At 59.5% G+C, this 16,738-nt stretch carries 14 protein-coding genes; 7 read left to right on the forward strand and 7 right to left on the reverse strand.

What is annotated here, in order from left to right; translation table 11 throughout:
* Positions 1-44: 44 nt before the first annotated feature.
* Positions 45-1,496: an NAD-dependent succinate-semialdehyde dehydrogenase gene (locus tag HP15_RS16870; RefSeq protein WP_014578583.1), complete on the reverse strand. Its 1,452-nt coding sequence runs from the start codon at positions 1,494-1,496 to the stop codon at positions 45-47.
* Between the two features lie 250 nt (positions 1,497-1,746).
* On the opposite strand from HP15_RS16870, the gene HP15_RS16875 reads away from it, so the two are divergent.
* Positions 1,747-2,694: a histone deacetylase family protein gene (locus HP15_RS16875; protein WP_014578584.1), complete on the forward strand. Its 948-nt coding sequence runs from the start codon at positions 1,747-1,749 to the stop codon at positions 2,692-2,694.
* Positions 2,695-2,698: 4 nt separating this feature from the next.
* On the opposite strand, the gene thiI is transcribed toward HP15_RS16875, so the two are convergent.
* Positions 2,699-4,153, reverse strand: coding sequence for a tRNA uracil 4-sulfurtransferase ThiI (thiI, locus tag HP15_RS16880; RefSeq protein ID WP_041645701.1), 1,455 nt, complete (start codon positions 4,151-4,153; stop codon positions 2,699-2,701).
* Between the two features lie 110 nt (positions 4,154-4,263).
* On the opposite strand from thiI, the gene ppnN reads away from it, so the two are divergent.
* Entirely contained in the window at positions 4,264-5,646 is a 1,383-nt protein-coding gene (gene ppnN / locus HP15_RS16885) for a nucleotide 5'-monophosphate nucleosidase PpnN (protein WP_014578587.1), read from the forward strand.
* Positions 5,647-5,670: 24 nt separating this feature from the next.
* Here the strand turns inward: ppnN and HP15_RS16890 are convergent, their stop codons facing one another.
* Entirely contained in the window at positions 5,671-6,006 is a 336-nt protein-coding gene (locus tag HP15_RS16890; RefSeq protein WP_014578588.1) for a c-type cytochrome, read from the reverse strand.
* Positions 6,007-6,225: 219 nt separating this feature from the next.
* Here HP15_RS16890 and HP15_RS16895 point away from each other — a divergent pair, with 219 nt between their 5' ends.
* Positions 6,226-7,329, forward strand: a complete 1,104-nt coding sequence (locus HP15_RS16895; RefSeq protein ID WP_014578589.1) for an enoyl-CoA hydratase/isomerase family protein — start codon at positions 6,226-6,228, stop codon at positions 7,327-7,329.
* A gap of 11 nt (positions 7,330-7,340) precedes the next feature.
* Here the strand turns inward: HP15_RS16895 and HP15_RS16900 are convergent, their stop codons facing one another.
* The 3 genes from HP15_RS16900 to HP15_RS16910 all read right to left on the reverse strand — a co-directional run bounded on the left by HP15_RS16900 (position 7,341) and on the right by HP15_RS16910 (position 10,454).
* A complete protein-coding gene (locus tag HP15_RS16900; RefSeq protein WP_014578590.1) occupies positions 7,341-7,838 on the reverse strand; it encodes an ankyrin repeat domain-containing protein in 498 nt (165 codons plus the stop codon).
* Positions 7,839-7,920: 82 nt separating this feature from the next.
* Positions 7,921-10,077, reverse strand: coding sequence for a tRNA(Met) cytidine acetyltransferase TmcA (locus HP15_RS16905; protein WP_014578591.1), 2,157 nt, complete (start codon positions 10,075-10,077; stop codon positions 7,921-7,923).
* Positions 10,077-10,454, reverse strand: coding sequence for a DUF2237 family protein (locus tag HP15_RS16910; RefSeq protein ID WP_008173000.1), 378 nt, complete (start codon positions 10,452-10,454; stop codon positions 10,077-10,079). Before HP15_RS16910 ends, HP15_RS16905 begins: the two co-directional genes overlap by 1 nt.
* A gap of 38 nt (positions 10,455-10,492) precedes the next feature.
* On the opposite strand from HP15_RS16910, the gene HP15_RS16915 reads away from it, so the two are divergent.
* From HP15_RS16915 to HP15_RS16925, 3 genes are all read left to right on the forward strand, one after another.
* Positions 10,493-12,814: an ATP-dependent helicase gene (locus HP15_RS16915; protein WP_014578592.1), complete on the forward strand. Its 2,322-nt coding sequence runs from the start codon at positions 10,493-10,495 to the stop codon at positions 12,812-12,814.
* Between the two features lie 160 nt (positions 12,815-12,974).
* Positions 12,975-14,183, forward strand: coding sequence for an OmpA family protein (locus HP15_RS16920; protein WP_014578593.1), 1,209 nt, complete (start codon positions 12,975-12,977; stop codon positions 14,181-14,183).
* A 49-nt stretch (positions 14,184-14,232) separates the two neighbouring features.
* Positions 14,233-14,739, forward strand: coding sequence for a DUF4124 domain-containing protein (locus HP15_RS16925; protein WP_227499655.1), 507 nt, complete (start codon positions 14,233-14,235; stop codon positions 14,737-14,739).
* On the opposite strand, the gene HP15_RS16930 is transcribed toward HP15_RS16925, so the two are convergent.
* Entirely contained in the window at positions 14,696-15,970 is a 1,275-nt protein-coding gene (locus HP15_RS16930; RefSeq protein WP_014578594.1) for a methyltransferase, read from the reverse strand. The two genes, HP15_RS16925 and HP15_RS16930, sit on opposite strands and share 44 nt — an antisense overlap.
* Here HP15_RS16930 and HP15_RS16935 point away from each other — a divergent pair.
* The gene (locus tag HP15_RS16935; RefSeq protein ID WP_014578595.1) at positions 15,969-16,697 is read left to right on the forward strand and encodes a tRNA/rRNA methyltransferase; all 729 of its coding nucleotides are present in this window, start codon (positions 15,969-15,971) and stop codon (positions 16,695-16,697) included. The genes HP15_RS16930 and HP15_RS16935 overlap by 2 nt on opposite strands.
* The last annotated feature ends 41 nt before the right edge of the window (positions 16,698-16,738 follow it).

The following is a 16,738-nucleotide window of genomic DNA, read 5'->3' on the forward strand; positions in this document are numbered from 1 at the left end:
AGCCCCGCCCCCGCGCTTATCTCGCTTTGGAGATGGCTTCTCTGTTAAAAACCCCTTGGTACAGTCTGCGCTTCAACAAACTCGAACAGACCTTCCAGGCCGCCTTCACGACCAATACCAGAGGCTTTCATGCCACCAAACGGCGCTTCCGGTGTCGGGCCGGTGCCGGTGTTCCAGCCGCAGTGGCCGAAACGAAGGCCAGCAGCCACGCGCTGGGCGCGTTCGGCATCGTTGGTGAACACGTAGGAGGCGAGACCGAACTCGGTGTCGTTACCAGCTTCGATGACTTCCTCTTCCGTGCGGAACAGGGCCATGGGCACCAGCGGACCGAAGGTTTCTTCCTGGTAGCAGCACATATCCCGGTTTACGCCGTGCACGACGGTCGGCGGGAAGAACAGGTCGTTACCCAGATCTTCCGGTTTCTTGCCGGCAACCAGGGTAGCGCCTTTTTCGAGGGCATCCTGTACGTGACGCTTGACCTTGTCGTAGCCGGCCTGGTTGATCAGGGGGCCAAGGTCCACGTCGCCGTTGATGCCGTCGCCGACGGTCATCTTGTTGACCCGCTCGGCCAGTTTTTCACCGAAGGCATCGGCCACTTTCTCGTGCACAAAAATCCGGTTAGCACAGACACAAGTCTGACCGCCACCCCGGAATTTGTTGGCGATGAGGTTATCCGCCGCCGCATCCAGATCGGCATCATCAAAGACAATGAACGGCGCGTTGCCGCCCAGCTCCAGGGCCAGTTTCTTGACCTGATCCGCCGTATCGACAATGAGCTTGCGGCCCACTTCGGTGGAACCGGTAAAGCTGAGCATGGGCACGTCGGGGCTCTCGCAGAGAACCTTGCCGATCACGCTGGCTTTACCCATCACCAGGTTCACCATGCCGTCGGGTATGTCGGTGTGCTTATCCATCAGGCTGAAGAGGGCAATCATGGTCAGCGGGGTTTCACTGGCCGGTTTGATCACCGAGGGGCAGCCTGCCGCCAGCGCAGCGGAGAGCTTCTTCGCGATCATGCCAATGGGGAAGTTCCAGGGCGTGATCAGGCCGGTGACACCAATGGGCCGGTAATGGACCGTCCAGGTGCAGTCTTTCGGCTTTTCCGGAATGGTATGGGCATCCAGGGCCTGGATGTGCTTGGAGCAGTAATCGAAGAACCCGGCGGCGTAATCCACTTCACCCTGGGCCTCCTGCAGCGGCTTGCCGTGCTCCATGCACAGGATCCGACCGACTTCCTCCTTGTTGGCCTTGAGCGCGTCCCGGATGTCTTCCAGCCACTTGCGGCGGGTCTCGATGCTGTAGGGACTGGTCAGTCGCAGTGCCGACTTGCCGGAGGCAACGGCGGCGTTCACTTCGTCTTCAGACATGGATGCGACCTGGGCGATCACCTTACCCGTTGCCGGGTTATAGACATCGAAGGTGTTGCCATGTTCATTGTCAGTCCAGCGACCACCGATATAGCCGGTCAGCTTTTCCAGCAGGGGTGACTCGATCATCTCGGCTCCTCTTCTGTGATTGGCTCCGCCCCGAGTGGGGCGCAGTAAGGGTAATCTGGTTGCGTCAGTGTTTTATGTCTTTCATAGTGGATGTTGTATCCCAACCTGTAAAGTCAAGGGCAGGCTTTTGATCATCGCCTGAGTGTGCCTATACTCGGGGGATCAGCCACCCAGGAGACCGAACAATGAAGGCATTTTCCATCCCGCACAGGATGAGCATGTTCCACAGACCTACTTTACCCGGGGACAGATGCGCCAGCCCCAGGAAATTCCTGCCCGCACTGGTGAAATGCTGGGCGGACTCAGGGAACTGGGCATCTCTGTGCTGCAGCCAGCAGACCAGGGCGCGGGGCCGATTTCAAAAGTCCACGATCTGGGCTACCTGCGCTTTCTAGAATCTGCGCATCGGCGCTGGAAGCAGATGGATGACTGGGGCGATGAGGTTATTTCGAATATCTTCGTCCGCTCCCCGAATCACCTGACTGGCATTCTCGCCGAGGCGGCCCGCTATCAGGCCGATGGCAGCTGCCCGATTGGCGAACACACTTGGCATGCCGCGTACTGGTCTGCCCAGAGCGCGCTGGGTGCGGCTGATGCACTGATCGCCGGCGACAGAACGTCGTACGCCGTGTGCCGTCCGCCTGGGCACCATGCCCGCCGGGATGCCGCCGGTGGTTTCTGTTACCTGAACAACGCCGCAATTGCTGCCGAGCATATGAAGGCCCGGTTCCCGAAAATCGTTATCCTGGATACCGACATGCACCACGGCCAGGGTATCCAGGAGATTTTCTACGATCGCAGCGATGTGCTGTACATCTCCATCCACGGCGATACCACCAACTTCTACCCGGTAGTCAGCGGCTTCGAGAACGAACGTGGCGAAGGGGAAGGGTTTGGCTACAACATCAACATGCCGATGCCCCATGGTTCCACGGAAGATGACTTCTTCGCGAAACTGGACGACGCCCTTGCAGCGATCAAGCTGTTCCAGCCGGACGCCATCATTCTGGCCCTCGGGTTCGACATCTACAAGAACGATCCCCAGGCCAAAGTATCGGTATCATCGGAAGGTTTCTGCAGGCTCAGCACCCATGTGCGCCAGCTGGGACTGCCTACTCTGGTGGTGCAGGAAGGCGGATATGACCTGGACGCCCTGAGCGAGAACGTCCAGCAGTTCTTCAAAGGCCTGGCCGGCTGATATTTCAGGCAGCGGGCGCGTAAACCTTTACGTTTTCGTGCCCCTCGGCCCTGAGGTGCCCCGCATGCATGCGGCTCATGGTGCCGCGATCGCAATACAGGAGATACTGCCGGTTGGCCGGCAACTCCGGCAGCTGTTGATTCAGCTCGTAGAACGGAATCTGCAGAATTTCGTTGTTAGTCAGTTTCAGCGGTGACTGCTCCCCCTCGGAAGGGTGGCGGACATCAATGATCACGTCGTCCACGGAGGGCGTCTGCACCATTTCCACTTCCTCGGGGGTCACGGTCGTTTCCAGCAACCGATTGACCGGCGTTTCTTCCCGGGCCTCGATTGCGCTTGCAAGCACGGAAAAATCCATCCGGGATTCATCTTCCTCTACCCGGTGTAACTTGGCACGAGTGGCCGGCTTCTGGGAAATCACACCACAGTATTCCGGCATGTTGCGGGCATAGACTTCGGTACCAATCTCCCTGGCGATGCGGATAATGGATTCCTTGTCCATGGACACCAATGGGCGCAGGACCACTTCGTCACTGGCCCGATCCACCACATTGAGGTTACTCAGGGTCTGGCTGGACACCTGGGCCACGGCATCTCCTGTCACCACCCCCGAGGCGTTGTTTTTGCGGGCAATCTCTGCTGCCGCCATCAGCATCTGACGCTTGAGCACCACGCCCCAGTGACGGTGACTCACCGAACGCATGATTTCAGCGACAACACCCTCGAAGGGCACCGAGATAAACTTGGCACTGTGGGAGGCACCGTAGCGATCCCACAGGTAGTGCACCACCTGGCGCACACCAACCTCGTGAGCCGTGCCTCCGAGGTTGAAAAACAGGAAGTGATTGCGCAAACCCCGACGCATCATCAGGTAAGCCGCCACCGACGAATCATAGCCCCCGGAAATCAGGGTCAGCACATTTTCGACACTGCCCAGCGGATAGCCGCCCAACCCCCGGTGCTTGCGATGGGCAATATGGAACTGGTCGTCCTGGACTTCAATCCGCACCTCAACCTGTGGGGATTTCAGGTCAACCCCACTGGCACCCGATGCCTGCATAAGCGCGGCACCCACGGTGCGCTCCAGATCAATAGAGCGGAAACTGTGTTCACCGTGACGTCGGGCCCTGACGGCAAAGGTTTTGCCAGTCAACCTGTCCGCAAAGGCCTCAACAGCCTTCTTGGCAACGTCTTCCAGACTGACAAATGGAAACGCTCCGATTTCCTGGATCGTGGAAATGCCCGGTATGCGCAAAAGCAGCTCAAGGGCCGGCCCGGACAACCCGCGACCGTCTGGCACCTCCACGTCTACCCTGTCCCAGCTGCCTTCAACCCGAATCTCCGGATCAAGCCGCGCCAGCAGCTTTCGGATGTTCTGGCGCAGATGACGCATCTGCTGGCGACGGACGGGTTTACTCTTGATAGCAACTTCCGGAGCGGGACGAATAAGCAGTTTCATAAATCGGAATTTTGTCGGGTGGCGTATTGTACTGAAAGGCCTTAGTCTACCCTTTTGACTGCGCGCCTCAAAATCGGGCATTTCCGCAACATCCAGGAGTTTCACCGTTAATGCAGGAAACCACCATCAATGCCCTCGTCTCACCAGAGGGCAGCCTTGAAATTCTCTCCAATCATGAGGTCAACCGCCTCAAGGACCGCAGCGAAGGCGGGCTTTACCGGCTGTTTCGCCAATGCGCGCTGGCGGTTCTCAATACGGGCATCGAGACTGACGACTGCAAGGCATTGATGGAATCTCATGCCGACTTTGATGTCCGCCTGGTACCGCAGCCCCGGGGCCTCAAACTGGAACTGATCAATGCGCCCGGCCATGCCTTTGTTGATGGCGAAATGCTGAGGGCGATCCGCGAGCACCTGTTCTCGGTTTTACGAGACATTATCTACTCGCATTCAATCCCTCAGACAGCCGCCGGTTTTCGCCGGGATGATCCGGAGGACCTGACCAATTACGTATTCCACATTCTCCGCAACGCCCGGGTGCTGCAGGCGGGAAGACAACCAGACCTCGTGGTCTGCTGGGGTGGCCACTCCATCGGGCATGAAGAATACCAGTACAGCAAGGATGTCGGTCATCAGTTGGGGCTCAGGGCCCTGAGCATCTGCACCGGATGTGGCCCGGGTGCCATGAAAGGTCCCATGAAAGGTGCCACCATTGGCCACGCCAAGCAGCGGGTAAAGAACGGTCGCTACATCGGTATTACAGAACCCGGCATCATTGGCGCCGAAGCCCCAAACCCGATCGTCAATGAACTGGTCATCATGCCGGACATTGAAAAGCGCCTGGAAGCGTTCGTCCGCTGTGGTCACGGCGTGATTGTATTCCCAGGCGGTGTCGGCACCGCCGAGGAAATTCTCTACCTGCTCGGGATCCTGCTGCATCCGGACAATGCAGATCTGCCCTTCCCGGTGGTATTTACCGGCCGGCAGGAAAACGCGGAATACTTCGAGATGATCGATAAGTTTATCCGGAACGCCCTCGGGGATGAGGCTGCGAGCAAATACGAGATCATCATCGACGATCCGGTGCGCGTGGCCCAGACCATGAAAAAAGGAATGAAGGAGGTCGAGACGTTCCGGCGCGCCATGCAGGATGCCTATTATTTCAACTGGATGCTGAAGATCGACCCGGTGTTCCAGCTGCCGTTCGAGCCCAATCACGACAACATGCGGGCGCTGGAGCTGCATCGGGACCAGCCTGTGCACCTGATCGCTGCGAATTTGCGCAAGGCCTTCAGTGGCATTGTTGCCGGTAACGTCAAGGAGGGTGGTATACGACAGGTTCAGGAGAAGGGGCCGTTCGAAATCGCAGGCGACCCGACTCTGATAAAACCGCTCGAAGCCATGCTCGAGCAGTTTGTGACCCAGAACCGGATGAAACTACCGGGTTCTTCGGCCTACAGACCGAGCTATCGCATCGTCAGCGGAGCGGCCTGAGCCGCTTCGCTGACAGGGTAAGGCTTACTTGCCGCCGTCTGCCGGCAGGCTCGCGAAGTAGGCCGCCAGATTGGCAATGTCGGCGTCACTTAGGGCAGCAGCCTGCCCCTGCATAATCGCGGCCTGGCCGCCAGAGCGTTGCTTGTTCTTGTACGCCTTCAGGGCCGATACCAGGTACTGCTCGTTCTGGCCCGCCAGGTTGGGGTATGTCGGGATTTGCGCAAGACCATTCTGGCCATGGCACGCAGCACAGACAGCCGCCTTGGCCTTGCCGGCTTCGGCATCTGCGGCAGAAACTACTGCAGGCACAGCAGCGCCAAGCGCAAAAATTCCCGCAACAGCGTAGTGTTTCAGATTCATTGTTATTACCCTCTCATCGTCATTTTCCAGATTTTAAGGCCGGTTCGGAGGCCGGGCGCTAAACTGACTTGCACTTATAGCACAGAGCGGGGCAACCTCAAATGCGATAGGTCAAGGACATCTTTTCGACGTTAGTCCTCTTTCCTGTTCTGGCTATTAGGGTGAAAGTACGTTCGATTCCGTATCCAAGATTGATTTAATTCTCCGGAGAAAACGCCAATGTCTGTAGAGGCCGAGGAACTTGCATGCCGCGAAGGGCACATGGGTGTTCTTACACTGAACTCCCCGGGCACTCTCAACGCGCTTTCCGAACACATGATCGAGCAGATCCAGGACATCCTGGACCGCTGGGCCAATGATGACCGAATCTGCATCGTGGTCATTCAGGGCGCCGGTGAGAGAGCCTTTTGCGCCGGCGGTGATATCCGCGAACTCTATGATGCAATTCTCGACGGGCAAGAGCCGGAGAAACCGGTACGGTTTTTCAGCCGGGAATACCGGATGGATTACAACATCCATCGCTTCCCAAAGCCCGTGCTGGGTATAGCCCACGGCGTGGTGATGGGCGGCGGTCTTGGTGTGTTCTCAGGCTGCCGGTATCGGCTGGTTACGCCGGATGTCACGCTGGCAATGCCCGAGATCACGATCGGGCTGTTTCCGGATGTGGGTGCCAGCTGGTTTTTGAAACGGCTGCCAGGAAGGCTGGGGCTGTTCATGGGGTTGACCGGCGCCCGTTTGAACGTCAGCGATACGCTGCGGGTTGGTCTCGCCGACATGGCCATCCTGCCGGAGGACCGGGATCGCCTGCTTGACCGACTGGCCTCGGAACGCTGGACCGGCCAAACCGCCGCCGATGACAATCGACTGTTCAGGTTACTCAACCAGATCCAGACACCGGATTACCGGACACTGCCACCCAGTCACCTCGCCCGGCACGAACAGCGGATTGCCAGGCTGAGCGCCGGCGATGAACTTCCGGACATCGTTGATCAACTGCTGGCAGCGGAGGTTGACTGCGACTGGTGGCATGCCTGTATGAACACGCTCAGAAACGGATGCCCGGTCTCTGCATGGCTGGTCTGGACCCAGTTACAGAAAGCGCAGCAAATGTCCCTGAAGGACGCCTTCCGCATGGAACTGGCGATGGTTTCCGAATGCATCCGCCGGCCTGATCTGACAGAGGGAATCCGGGCTCTGGCTATCGACAAGGACCGCCAGCCAAAATGGAGTTACCCGAGCGTGGCCGATGTGCCGGAAGACGTGGTTGCGGCTCATTTCACCCCGGAGTGGGATGACGAGACGGATCCGATGGGCCTGGAGTAAGCCGGTCGGCGCTAGAATTCGGCGCCCGCCTGCACCAGCAACATTTCCAGATCCCGATTGTTGGTGGCGCGGGCAACGTCCAGTGCCGTTTGTCCGTCGCTCGCCTCGTAATTGACGTCGGCTCCGGCCGCCACCAGCCTCTCCGCCGTCAGCAAATCCCCGTTGGCCACGATTTTCATCAGCAAAGATTCGCCTCCCTGACTCACGTTGACGTTGGCACCGGCTGCCACCAATACCTTCACCACCGACAGATGGCCGTTTTCCGCCGCCCGCATCACGGGGGTATACCCGTACGGGTCACTGGTGTTCACATCGGCGCCGGCCGATAACAACAGCTGCACGCGCCGCTTTTCACCATTCCCGGCGGCTGAAACCAGCAGTGCATCCGCCTCGGCCAGGGCCTCGGGGCTCAGGGCAACCGGTTGGTTCGGGGAGGCGCAGGCGGACAGGAAAACAACAAGCGGAAGCAATATGAGCAAAACACGGAAGGCGCCGGTTCCCTTGGCCATAACAAACAGTCTCTGTGGATCTCGTTGAAAGGATACGAGGGCCCATTCTGGGCAGACACCGGCGGAAATTAAATCGAGCGAGTCACAAACCCGGGCCATCCTTCAAAAGATCACGCACCACCTGTCGCAGACGATCTTCGCCTTCTCTCTGGCCCAGGCAAAGCCTGTCCGCCTGCAGCGCGGACCAGGGCCGCCCCTGAAGAACACCCTGGCACCAGACCGCAAGCGCCTCATGGCTTTTCAGCCACGCCATGATCCCCGGTGCCTGACTCAGCTTCCGCAATACCGGGACCGTGACCTGAAAGCCACGATGCCCATTGGCGAAATTGCGGAGATCCCGCAAATCATCCCTGTCCAGCGTCGGCCCGGGGGGCAGATCGGCGGTTATCCCGGCCAGCAATGTCGGCTCCAGCCCCTGCCAGTTGCCGGGCAAGAGAGTAAGCCAATGGTCGGCCAGGCGGTTGCGGATGCGTTCTTCCAGATCGCGACCAGCCTGCGAAAAGCCGGCCACCATCTGCAGTGGATATTCGCCACTGGATGCTTCCTGCTGCCAGCCAACCCTGACAACATGCAGACCGCAGGTCTGCCAAAACGCGAGCAGGTCAGCGCTGCCACCGAAGCTGGTTCCGAGGTAATCAACATCCTGCTCGGCGGCATACGCCCTGGCAGCCTGCACCATGCTTTGGCCAATGCCCGCGCGTCTGACCTCGTCTGATACTGCAATGCGGACAACCCTCAGACCCCGCAGGACCGCGGCCTCGGGATAGCCGCTGTGGCTGGCCAACGATTGCGGCAGCAGATGGCCCCGTATTCGCCGGGTGCCCAGACTGACCTGTTCTGCCAGCTCAGCCGGAAGGCCACCCTCAAGCGCGCACCAGAGCACACCAACCGTCTGATCGCCAATTCGCGCGCGCCAGCTACGGGCGGCCGGGTCATCCAGCCACTGCCTCAGATCAGCGGGGCTGGTCCGGTAATGGGCATCCACCAGCAACCCAAAGGCACGGGACAGGGCTCCGTCACTTGCCTCTGCCGGCTCCCAGGGTTCGATGACCAGCTCCCCGGCGCTGTATTCAGTTTTCCCGGGCAAGCGACCACCGTCGGCAGCCAGCAGAAAGAGTCGGGTGATCAGGGCTTCCAGCGGATCGTTCAGGGTCCAGCGTACCGGCTCGCTCAACGTTACCGACTGCCACTGGGGCGTTGATTGATCAAGGACCTGCCGAAAACGAATGGCAAAGCCCCGGCCGGCCCCTTCGTAACCATGGACCGTGGTGGCGAACGCCACTCTCGGCCAGCCGAGCAGAACCGATTTCAGCAGCGGCGCCGGAATCGCTGCTGCCTCATCCACCAGGACCACTTCGGCTTCCGGCCGCAAAGTCAGCAATTCACGTACCGGCATAAACCTCAGGCGGCCACCGGCTCGGGAGCTGAGTATCCCTGGGCTGGCTTCGGCCAACTGGTCTCCGAGAGTCTCACAGGCGTGGCGAAAGAGGGTCTCCACATTCTGCTCCGAGGGCGCGGTAACCACGATGTCCTGCCTGCCTTGGCGCAACAATTCGGCTGCAGCCATACCCATCGCCGCAGATTTGCCACGGCCCCGGTCCGCCGTCACTACCAGCGGCCTGCGCCGGCGGCCTAGGCCAAAACGGACGAGGCGCTGAACCAATTGTTCCTGATCCCGGGTGGCGGCGATTCGAAAGCGTTTCTCAGGCAGGGGCGGAACCGGCGGCCGTGATTCCGGACGGTCGGGTGACACCCGGATGACCGCATCATCGTCGGCAAGCAGGTCGGCCATACGGGCAGCAAACGGATGGTTCGGACCATGCTCCAGACCGGTTCTCGAGTAATCGGGATCCGCAAAGCGGGACCACTCTGCCAGCGGCGGCATCAGCCAGAACAGCAGGCCACCAGCGGTGAGCGCACCCGAGAGCGCGGCAAAGGCATCCGGAGGATTGCCGTGCCAGCCATCCCAGACGATAAGCGAGACTTCACACCCGAGCCACTTTCGAGCCCCGGGAGGCGTGACCCGGGTCAGCCGGGTATCGGGGCTATGATCCGCTGGTCCCGTCCATAGGCCGCTCTGTATTTCCAACCCGGGTAACAGACCGGAAAGCCACCTGAGGTTCTGTTCCCGATCACCCTCAAGCAGAACCAGTCGGCGTTCACCGTTGGCGGTGAGGCTGTCCTGCAGGGCACGCCATGCGGACGGATCCGCTTTGGCATCGGGTCCGGAATGGCTCATCAGCTAAGGTCGGCACCATGAGACTTGAGGTCGTCCAGGGCGCATTTTTCAAGGGCAGCCCGATGGGTAGCCCGCAGTCGGACCCTGGGGGCGCAGCCGGCTTCAAAGGCTTCCTGCCACCGGCCGGCACACAGGCACCAGCTATCGCCCGCTTTCAGGCCTTCGAAGCCGAATTCAGGCCTGGGGGTGCTGAGGTCGTTGCCCTGGGCTTTGGAGAATTCGAGGAATTCGTCGGTTACCACGGCGCAGACGGCGTGCAGGCCAAAATCATCCGGGCCGACGTTGCAGCAGCCATCGCGGTAAAAGCCGGTGATCGGGTCTTTGCCGCAGGTTTCGAGTTTTTCGCCAAGTACGTTTACCGATTCGGACATTTCCATGTTTAAGACCCTTTCGCTCTCATGTTTTGATCGCAATTATGCGGGAGCGGTATCCGCTCTACCAGCAGGCCGTTACAATACCGGCCATGCCGACCGAACCCCAAATTCCTGAGACCACCAACCTCCCGGATTTCCTCACCGATGAGCAGCGGGCGATTATCACCGCGGGCTATGAGAATTCGGTGATTACCGCCGTAGCCGGCAGTGGCAAGACGTCGACGCTGGCCTGGCGAATCCGGTATCTGCTGGAACAGGGCCACGATCCGGACCGGATGCTGGTGTTGATGTTCAACCGCAGCGCCCGGGTGGATTTCGAGCGCAAGCTGCAGGAGGTGTGCGCCCGGAGCGGGCTGGCGCTGCCGGAGATACGGACGTATCACGCCATGGGCTTGAGGTTGTACAAGAGGTTTGTTCGGGAGGGCTATCTGCCGGGGTTTTCGGACAAAATCCTGACCGAGCAGGAGATCAGCTTCCAGGCCTGGCAGTTGACCCGACGGCTGGCGCCGGAGGATCTGGCGGATGAAATCCGGCGCAACAAGAAAGATTTTGTCGAGACGGCGACGGGGTTTATTGATCTGGTGAAAACAACGCTGTCGCCGGCGGAGATCGTGTTTGAGGAGCTGGGGTACTCGGACAAGCACAAATACCTCATTGACCTGTTCCACAGCTTTGAACAGTGGCGTAAGAGCCAGGGGCGGATCAGCTACGCCGACATGCTGTACGAGCCGGTGATGGCGATTCACCAGAATCCGCCTTTGCAGCGGCTGGTAGGCAACAAGATGGATCTGATTCTGGTAGATGAGTACCAGGACACCAATGAAATCCAGCACCTGCTGCTGCGCTACGTGGCTGGAGACCGGGCCCGGGTGACGGTTGTTGGCGACCCGGACCAGACGATCTACGAGTTCCGGGGCGCAAAGCCCGAGTTCATTCTCAAGCGGTTCAGCGATGAGTTCGAAAGCCCGCTGGAGCAGACGCTCAGCTATACCTTCCGGTACGGCCATCGCGTCGCTTTGCTCGCCAACCATCTGATCTGTCACAACACCGGTCGCAAAGATGTGCTTTGCCATTCCCACGCTTCCACGCCCGGCACGGAGATCACCCTGCATCGGTCGGAAAGCGATGCCGATACCGTGCTGCAGATTCTTCAGGGCCAATCGGAACCGGCTCTGGCAGGCACGGCCATACTGTTCCGGGTCTGGAGTCAGAGTGTCCCTATCGAGCTGAAGTTGCTGGCTCGTCAGATTCCCTACCGGATTGATGCCGGCAAAGGCGCGCTGTTCAGCCGGGAAGTTCAGGCGATCACTGCCCTTCTGATGGTGGTGACCGGGAAACTGGAAAACCTGCCGGACGAGGATCGCCTGGAGCTGGCACGACAGCTGTTGCGCTTTCCTCATGTGGGTCTGAAAGAGCCGGAGCTGGAGCAGTTGGCGCGTTTCCTGGCAGGATTTTCCAGTGGCTGGCACGAGCGTCTGCTGGCGATGGACTTCGACGCGCTTGCGCCCATGGCCGCCCGCAAGCTCAGGAAACTCGGCGAAGTGCTTGCCCAACTGCACAGCTACGGAGGTCCGGTTGCAGGACTGATCAGTGTCTATGCCGAGCACACTGATCTTTACGAGGGCATCCGCAGCCTGGCGCTGACGCATGAGAGTGCCGAGGAACGGATCGATACGATACAAGGATTCCGGCAGTACCTTAAAAGCCTTGATGTCACAGCTGAAGGCGCCCTGGAGCACCTGAAAACCCTCAAGCAACAGGCGGGTGAAAAACAGCAGGGTGGGGTGCTGCTCTCAACGATTCACCGCACCAAGGGTCTGGAATGGCCAACAGTTATCATTCCCGGACTGCAGGAGAAATACCTGCCGTACAGCCCCCGCCCCCAGGACAATGCCAGAGCATTTCTGGAAAGCGAGCGACGGCTGCTGTATGTGGCCATGACACGCACACGCCAGCAGCTTCACCTGATCACCCGACCGGCCAGCAAGCAACCGCACCTGGACGGCGATCTGGGCCCAAGCCGTTTCGTGGAAGAGTGCTGCTTTGAGCTTGCCGAGGAATTCGGTCGCTGGCTGGATGAGCGATCTCCGGCAGAATCATCAACCACTCGGTTAACTGCCCCCCTGACACCGGTCAGCCAGCGTTACGCCGACCGGGAGAGCGTCACCCTTGAGGGCCAGGCGGCAACATTCGAAAACTCAACGGAACCACTCTGGCATCAAAAACGTCTTGGCCACGCGATCTTTGGTCCCGGCTCGGTGGTCGCCGAAGATGAGAATTCTTTCGAGGTACATTTCGACAACGGCGAGGTGCTTAACTTCAGTAAAAAAAGCGCGCATCTGTATTTTTCCGCTCTGGCCTGAAACGACCTCGGGGTCGTAAAGGTCAACTGGGTACAATTGCGGACGTAACAATCCGTATCATTTTTTTGTTTTTTTTGGCCTACTGGCCTAAATTCCGGGTATACAAGCACTTTTCATGTGGAAGTGCGGTACCACAACGACAATGAACAGGAGGTTCTGCATGAACGTCATGCGTCCGATTTCCGCGGCTGTACTGGCCGCTACCCTGGCAACCCCGGCCATGGCCGATCGTCAGGAAACCGTTTACATCAACCCGTTTGCCGGTTTTCAGCTGTTTGACGACAAGCGCGATCTGAGCGAAACCGGCACCTTCGGCGTTGGTGTGGAATACCGCTTCCGTCCCCACTGGTCGGTAGAGGCGCTTTACTCACGTGCCGATGCAGACCGCAAATACGTGCCGGGCGAATCGGAATTTGATGAAGTCCGGGTTGACGGTACCTACTACTTTGCAGGCCCGGACGAAGCCTGGAACCCATACGTGTCTCTGGGCGCAGGCCATGCAGACTTTGGTTCGGACAACAGTGGCGTTCGCACCGCGGGCAGCAATCATGACGAAACCCGAGTGAACGTGGGTACCGGCTTCCGCTACAACATCAACGACGCCGTATCACTGCGCGGCGACCTCCGTGAATTCCACGGCATCGATGAGAGCACCTTCGACACTCAGGTCTCTCTGGGCATCAGTTTTGCGTTTACCCGCACCGTGGCACAAGCGGCTCCGGCGCCTGCGCGCCCGGCAGATGCAGATGGTGATGGCGTGCCGGATTCACGGGACCAGTGCCCCGGCACCCCGGCAGGCGCAACCGTTGACAGCAATGGCTGCGAGCCGGATTCGGATCGCGACGGCGTGGCCGACAGTCGTGACCAGTGCCCGGACACACCGCGCGGTGCGGAAGTAAACAGCCGTGGATGTGAGCTGGACAGCGATAATGACGGCGTGGTCAACAGCAAAGACCAGTGCCCGGATACCACCGCTGGCGCGGACGTGGATGCATCCGGCTGTGAAGGTGTAACTGAAACCATCCAGACCTTCACCATCGAAGTCCAGTTCCCGACCAACAGCTCGGTCATCGGCAATGCCTACGATGAGGAAATTCGTCGCGTCGCAGACTTTATGCAGGAAAACCCGGAAACCATCGTGGAAATTGCCGGCCACTCTGACAGCCGCGGTGACGCGGACTACAACCAGTTCCTGTCCCAGCGTCGCGCTGAAGCAGTTGCCGGCCGTCTGACCGGGCCTCTGGGTGTTGATCCGGCACGAGTGGAAGCCGTAGGTTACGGTGAGGAGCAGCCGATCGCGTCCAACAACACAGCGGACGGCCGAGCTGCCAACCGCCGGGTTGAAGCGCGCATTCAGGTTCGCCGTTAATTTAAGGTTTTACCTGAGTGGTTTGAAAAGGCGCCTTCGGGCGCCTTTTTTGTTTCTGAAAAAATGCGAGGAACCGATGCTCAGAGCCATGGCACTGATCTTCACGCTCTCTGTTCTGGCAGTGCCGGCGCAGTCCCAGGTTTTTCGCTGCGAAAAAGACGGCAATACGGTGTTCTCGGACCAGCCCTGCGGCGAGGATGCTGAATCGCTTGAGCTACGGGATAACCGCATTGGCGGCAGTTTCAATCAGAACCTCCCGGTGCAGGAGTCCCCTGATCCAGAAGAACAGACAGAAGAGTCAGAACAAGAAAAAGAGGCCGGCACATGCCGTTTTATCAACTCCACCGATTTGCGTCGTTATCTGGTTCGCGAGCAGGTGGTGCGGGGCATGACCCGGGACAACGTGCGCCGTGCTTTCGGCAACCCTCCTGAAACCTACACCAGCCCCCAGGAAGTCTGGATCTACCAGACCCGCTATTATGGCGCGCTCTATGAGCTGACCTATGTGTATTTCAGGGATGGCTGTGTTGAACGGGTTGAGTACCGGAAACCCTGACCGCATCGAGCAGGAGGTTGCGGGGTGTCAGTGAACGATCGCAGAAATGCCCCAGCCTGACCCTGTACCCCTGCTCTTCCAGAAAGAGCGCGTAATCCAAGACCATCCAGAGCTCCAGAGGACGCCGGAACAGATGCCTGACCAGCTCATGGCGGCGAACCTCGGCCAGCCGTTGCACGCCAAACGCCTGCCAGTGATCAAAGTCCACCGTATCGGGTAATCGGAGCTGCTTTTTTGCCGCCGCCCAACGGCAAAAGGCGGGAAAGCCTTCGTTCAAAAGGCGGGGCGGATTCGAAGGAACCGGCAGATACTCATCACACCCACGAAGTTGCCGCTGCAGACCATCAAATCCCAGGCGCCACTGGCTGACAAGGCGGGTCTGTTCCCTCACCCGGGCCGGTGCCGTCACGGTTTCCTGAACCGCAAGCCGAAGATCGTTACGGCTCGGCTGCAGCGCTTTTGGGTGATCCGCCGCCCGCTGTGAAAGCGGCCGGTAGTGTTCCATCTCAGTGAGGTGGTAGCAGCAGGGCGAGACACTCAATCTTGGCAACCCGGCTTCACTGCCTCGCTTCAGCAACTGTCGGTGCAGATCGCCACAAGCATGCAGTGCAACACCGTGGTGACGGCTGGGAAGCGACAAATCCTCTGCCATGACATCCTGGCAGCGGATCGACACGGGATCTCCGAACTGTTGTGCCAGTCGGTTGCCATCGCGCACCAGCTCCGGATTCCACTCGAAACCCTGTATCTCACCGGGGCAAAACGGCGCCAGTGTCCGGGACAGATGGCCCTTACCACAACACCAGTCCAGGGCGGGGTGTTCCAGCGGTATCAGTGCCGCCGTAAAGGCGCCCGACTGCAGGCGTTTCCGACCGGGCATATCCGTGGCCCGGATTTCCGGGAGCGTCGCCTCTGATGCCTTTTCGGGTGCCGGCAACAGCTCCGGCAGTTGAACCATGTCGGCGTAACGGTCGAGGGACGGCAACCATGAGGCAACCCGAGCCGCCAACTCAACCGGGCTGCCATCCAGTTGCTGGCATTCCCCATCGGTTAGTTCCGCCAGCATGGTGCCCAGTTCCGGATAAAGACGCGCCCAGGCAGGCTCCGGCGTCATGAACGGCGCCGGTTGCCAGAACTCGGAATGCTGTACCAGCCAGTCGTTCAGCTGCTGCCAATGCTGGTAAAAAGATTCCGCGCCGTGGTGTAAACTCGCCGCCGGAGGTAACGTCATGCAACTGGCCTTTGTACTTGTTGAACCCAAGGTTCCGGAAAACGTCGGTGCAGCCGCCCGTGCGCTGTGCACCATGGGTTTCGGCGAACTGTGGTTGGTCAATTCCGATCTGCACACCCGCCCGGAAGCCCACTGGCTGGCCCATGGCAGCGACCATATCCTGGACAATGCGCGCATTTTCCCCGATCTGGCTGCGGTAAGAAACTCCGTAGACCTGCTGATGGGGACCTCCGCCAAGACCCGGCATCAGCGCCAGGATTGGCACGGCCCCTCAGATCTGCGGAAGGTTCTGGCCACGAAGGGTGCGTCCGTGGCAACCGCAGCACTGGTGTTTGGCCGGGAAGATCGCGGGCTGTCCAATGAAGAGCTGGCTCTCTGCGATCTGTTAACCGGCATCCCCATGAAGGTCACCTACCCCTCCCTGAACCTTGCCCAGTCGGTGATGCTCTACGCCTGGGAAATGTCCGGGCTTTCGGATGCCATGGATATCCGGCATGAACCTGCCGATGACAATCGTCTTGGCGCGCTCCGCGGCCGGCTCGAAACCTTACTACCGGAGCTGGACACTCCGCCGGAAGGGAAACTGTCCCAGTGGGTCTTTGAGCGGCTGCCGTTATTGTCTGATCGGGATATCGGGTTTGTTCATACGCTGTGCTCGAACATTGAGCGCGCTGTGGATTGCAGATCTCAGTCGCGCTCGAATTCCAAGGCGGAGCAGGACGGATAGCCCCTCCCGGGATACGCTGTGAATACGTCCATGTACGCTCG

The sequence above is a fragment of the Marinobacter adhaerens HP15 genome, from assembly GCF_000166295.1.
Taxonomy (GTDB): domain Bacteria; phylum Pseudomonadota; class Gammaproteobacteria; order Pseudomonadales; family Oleiphilaceae; genus Marinobacter; species Marinobacter adhaerens.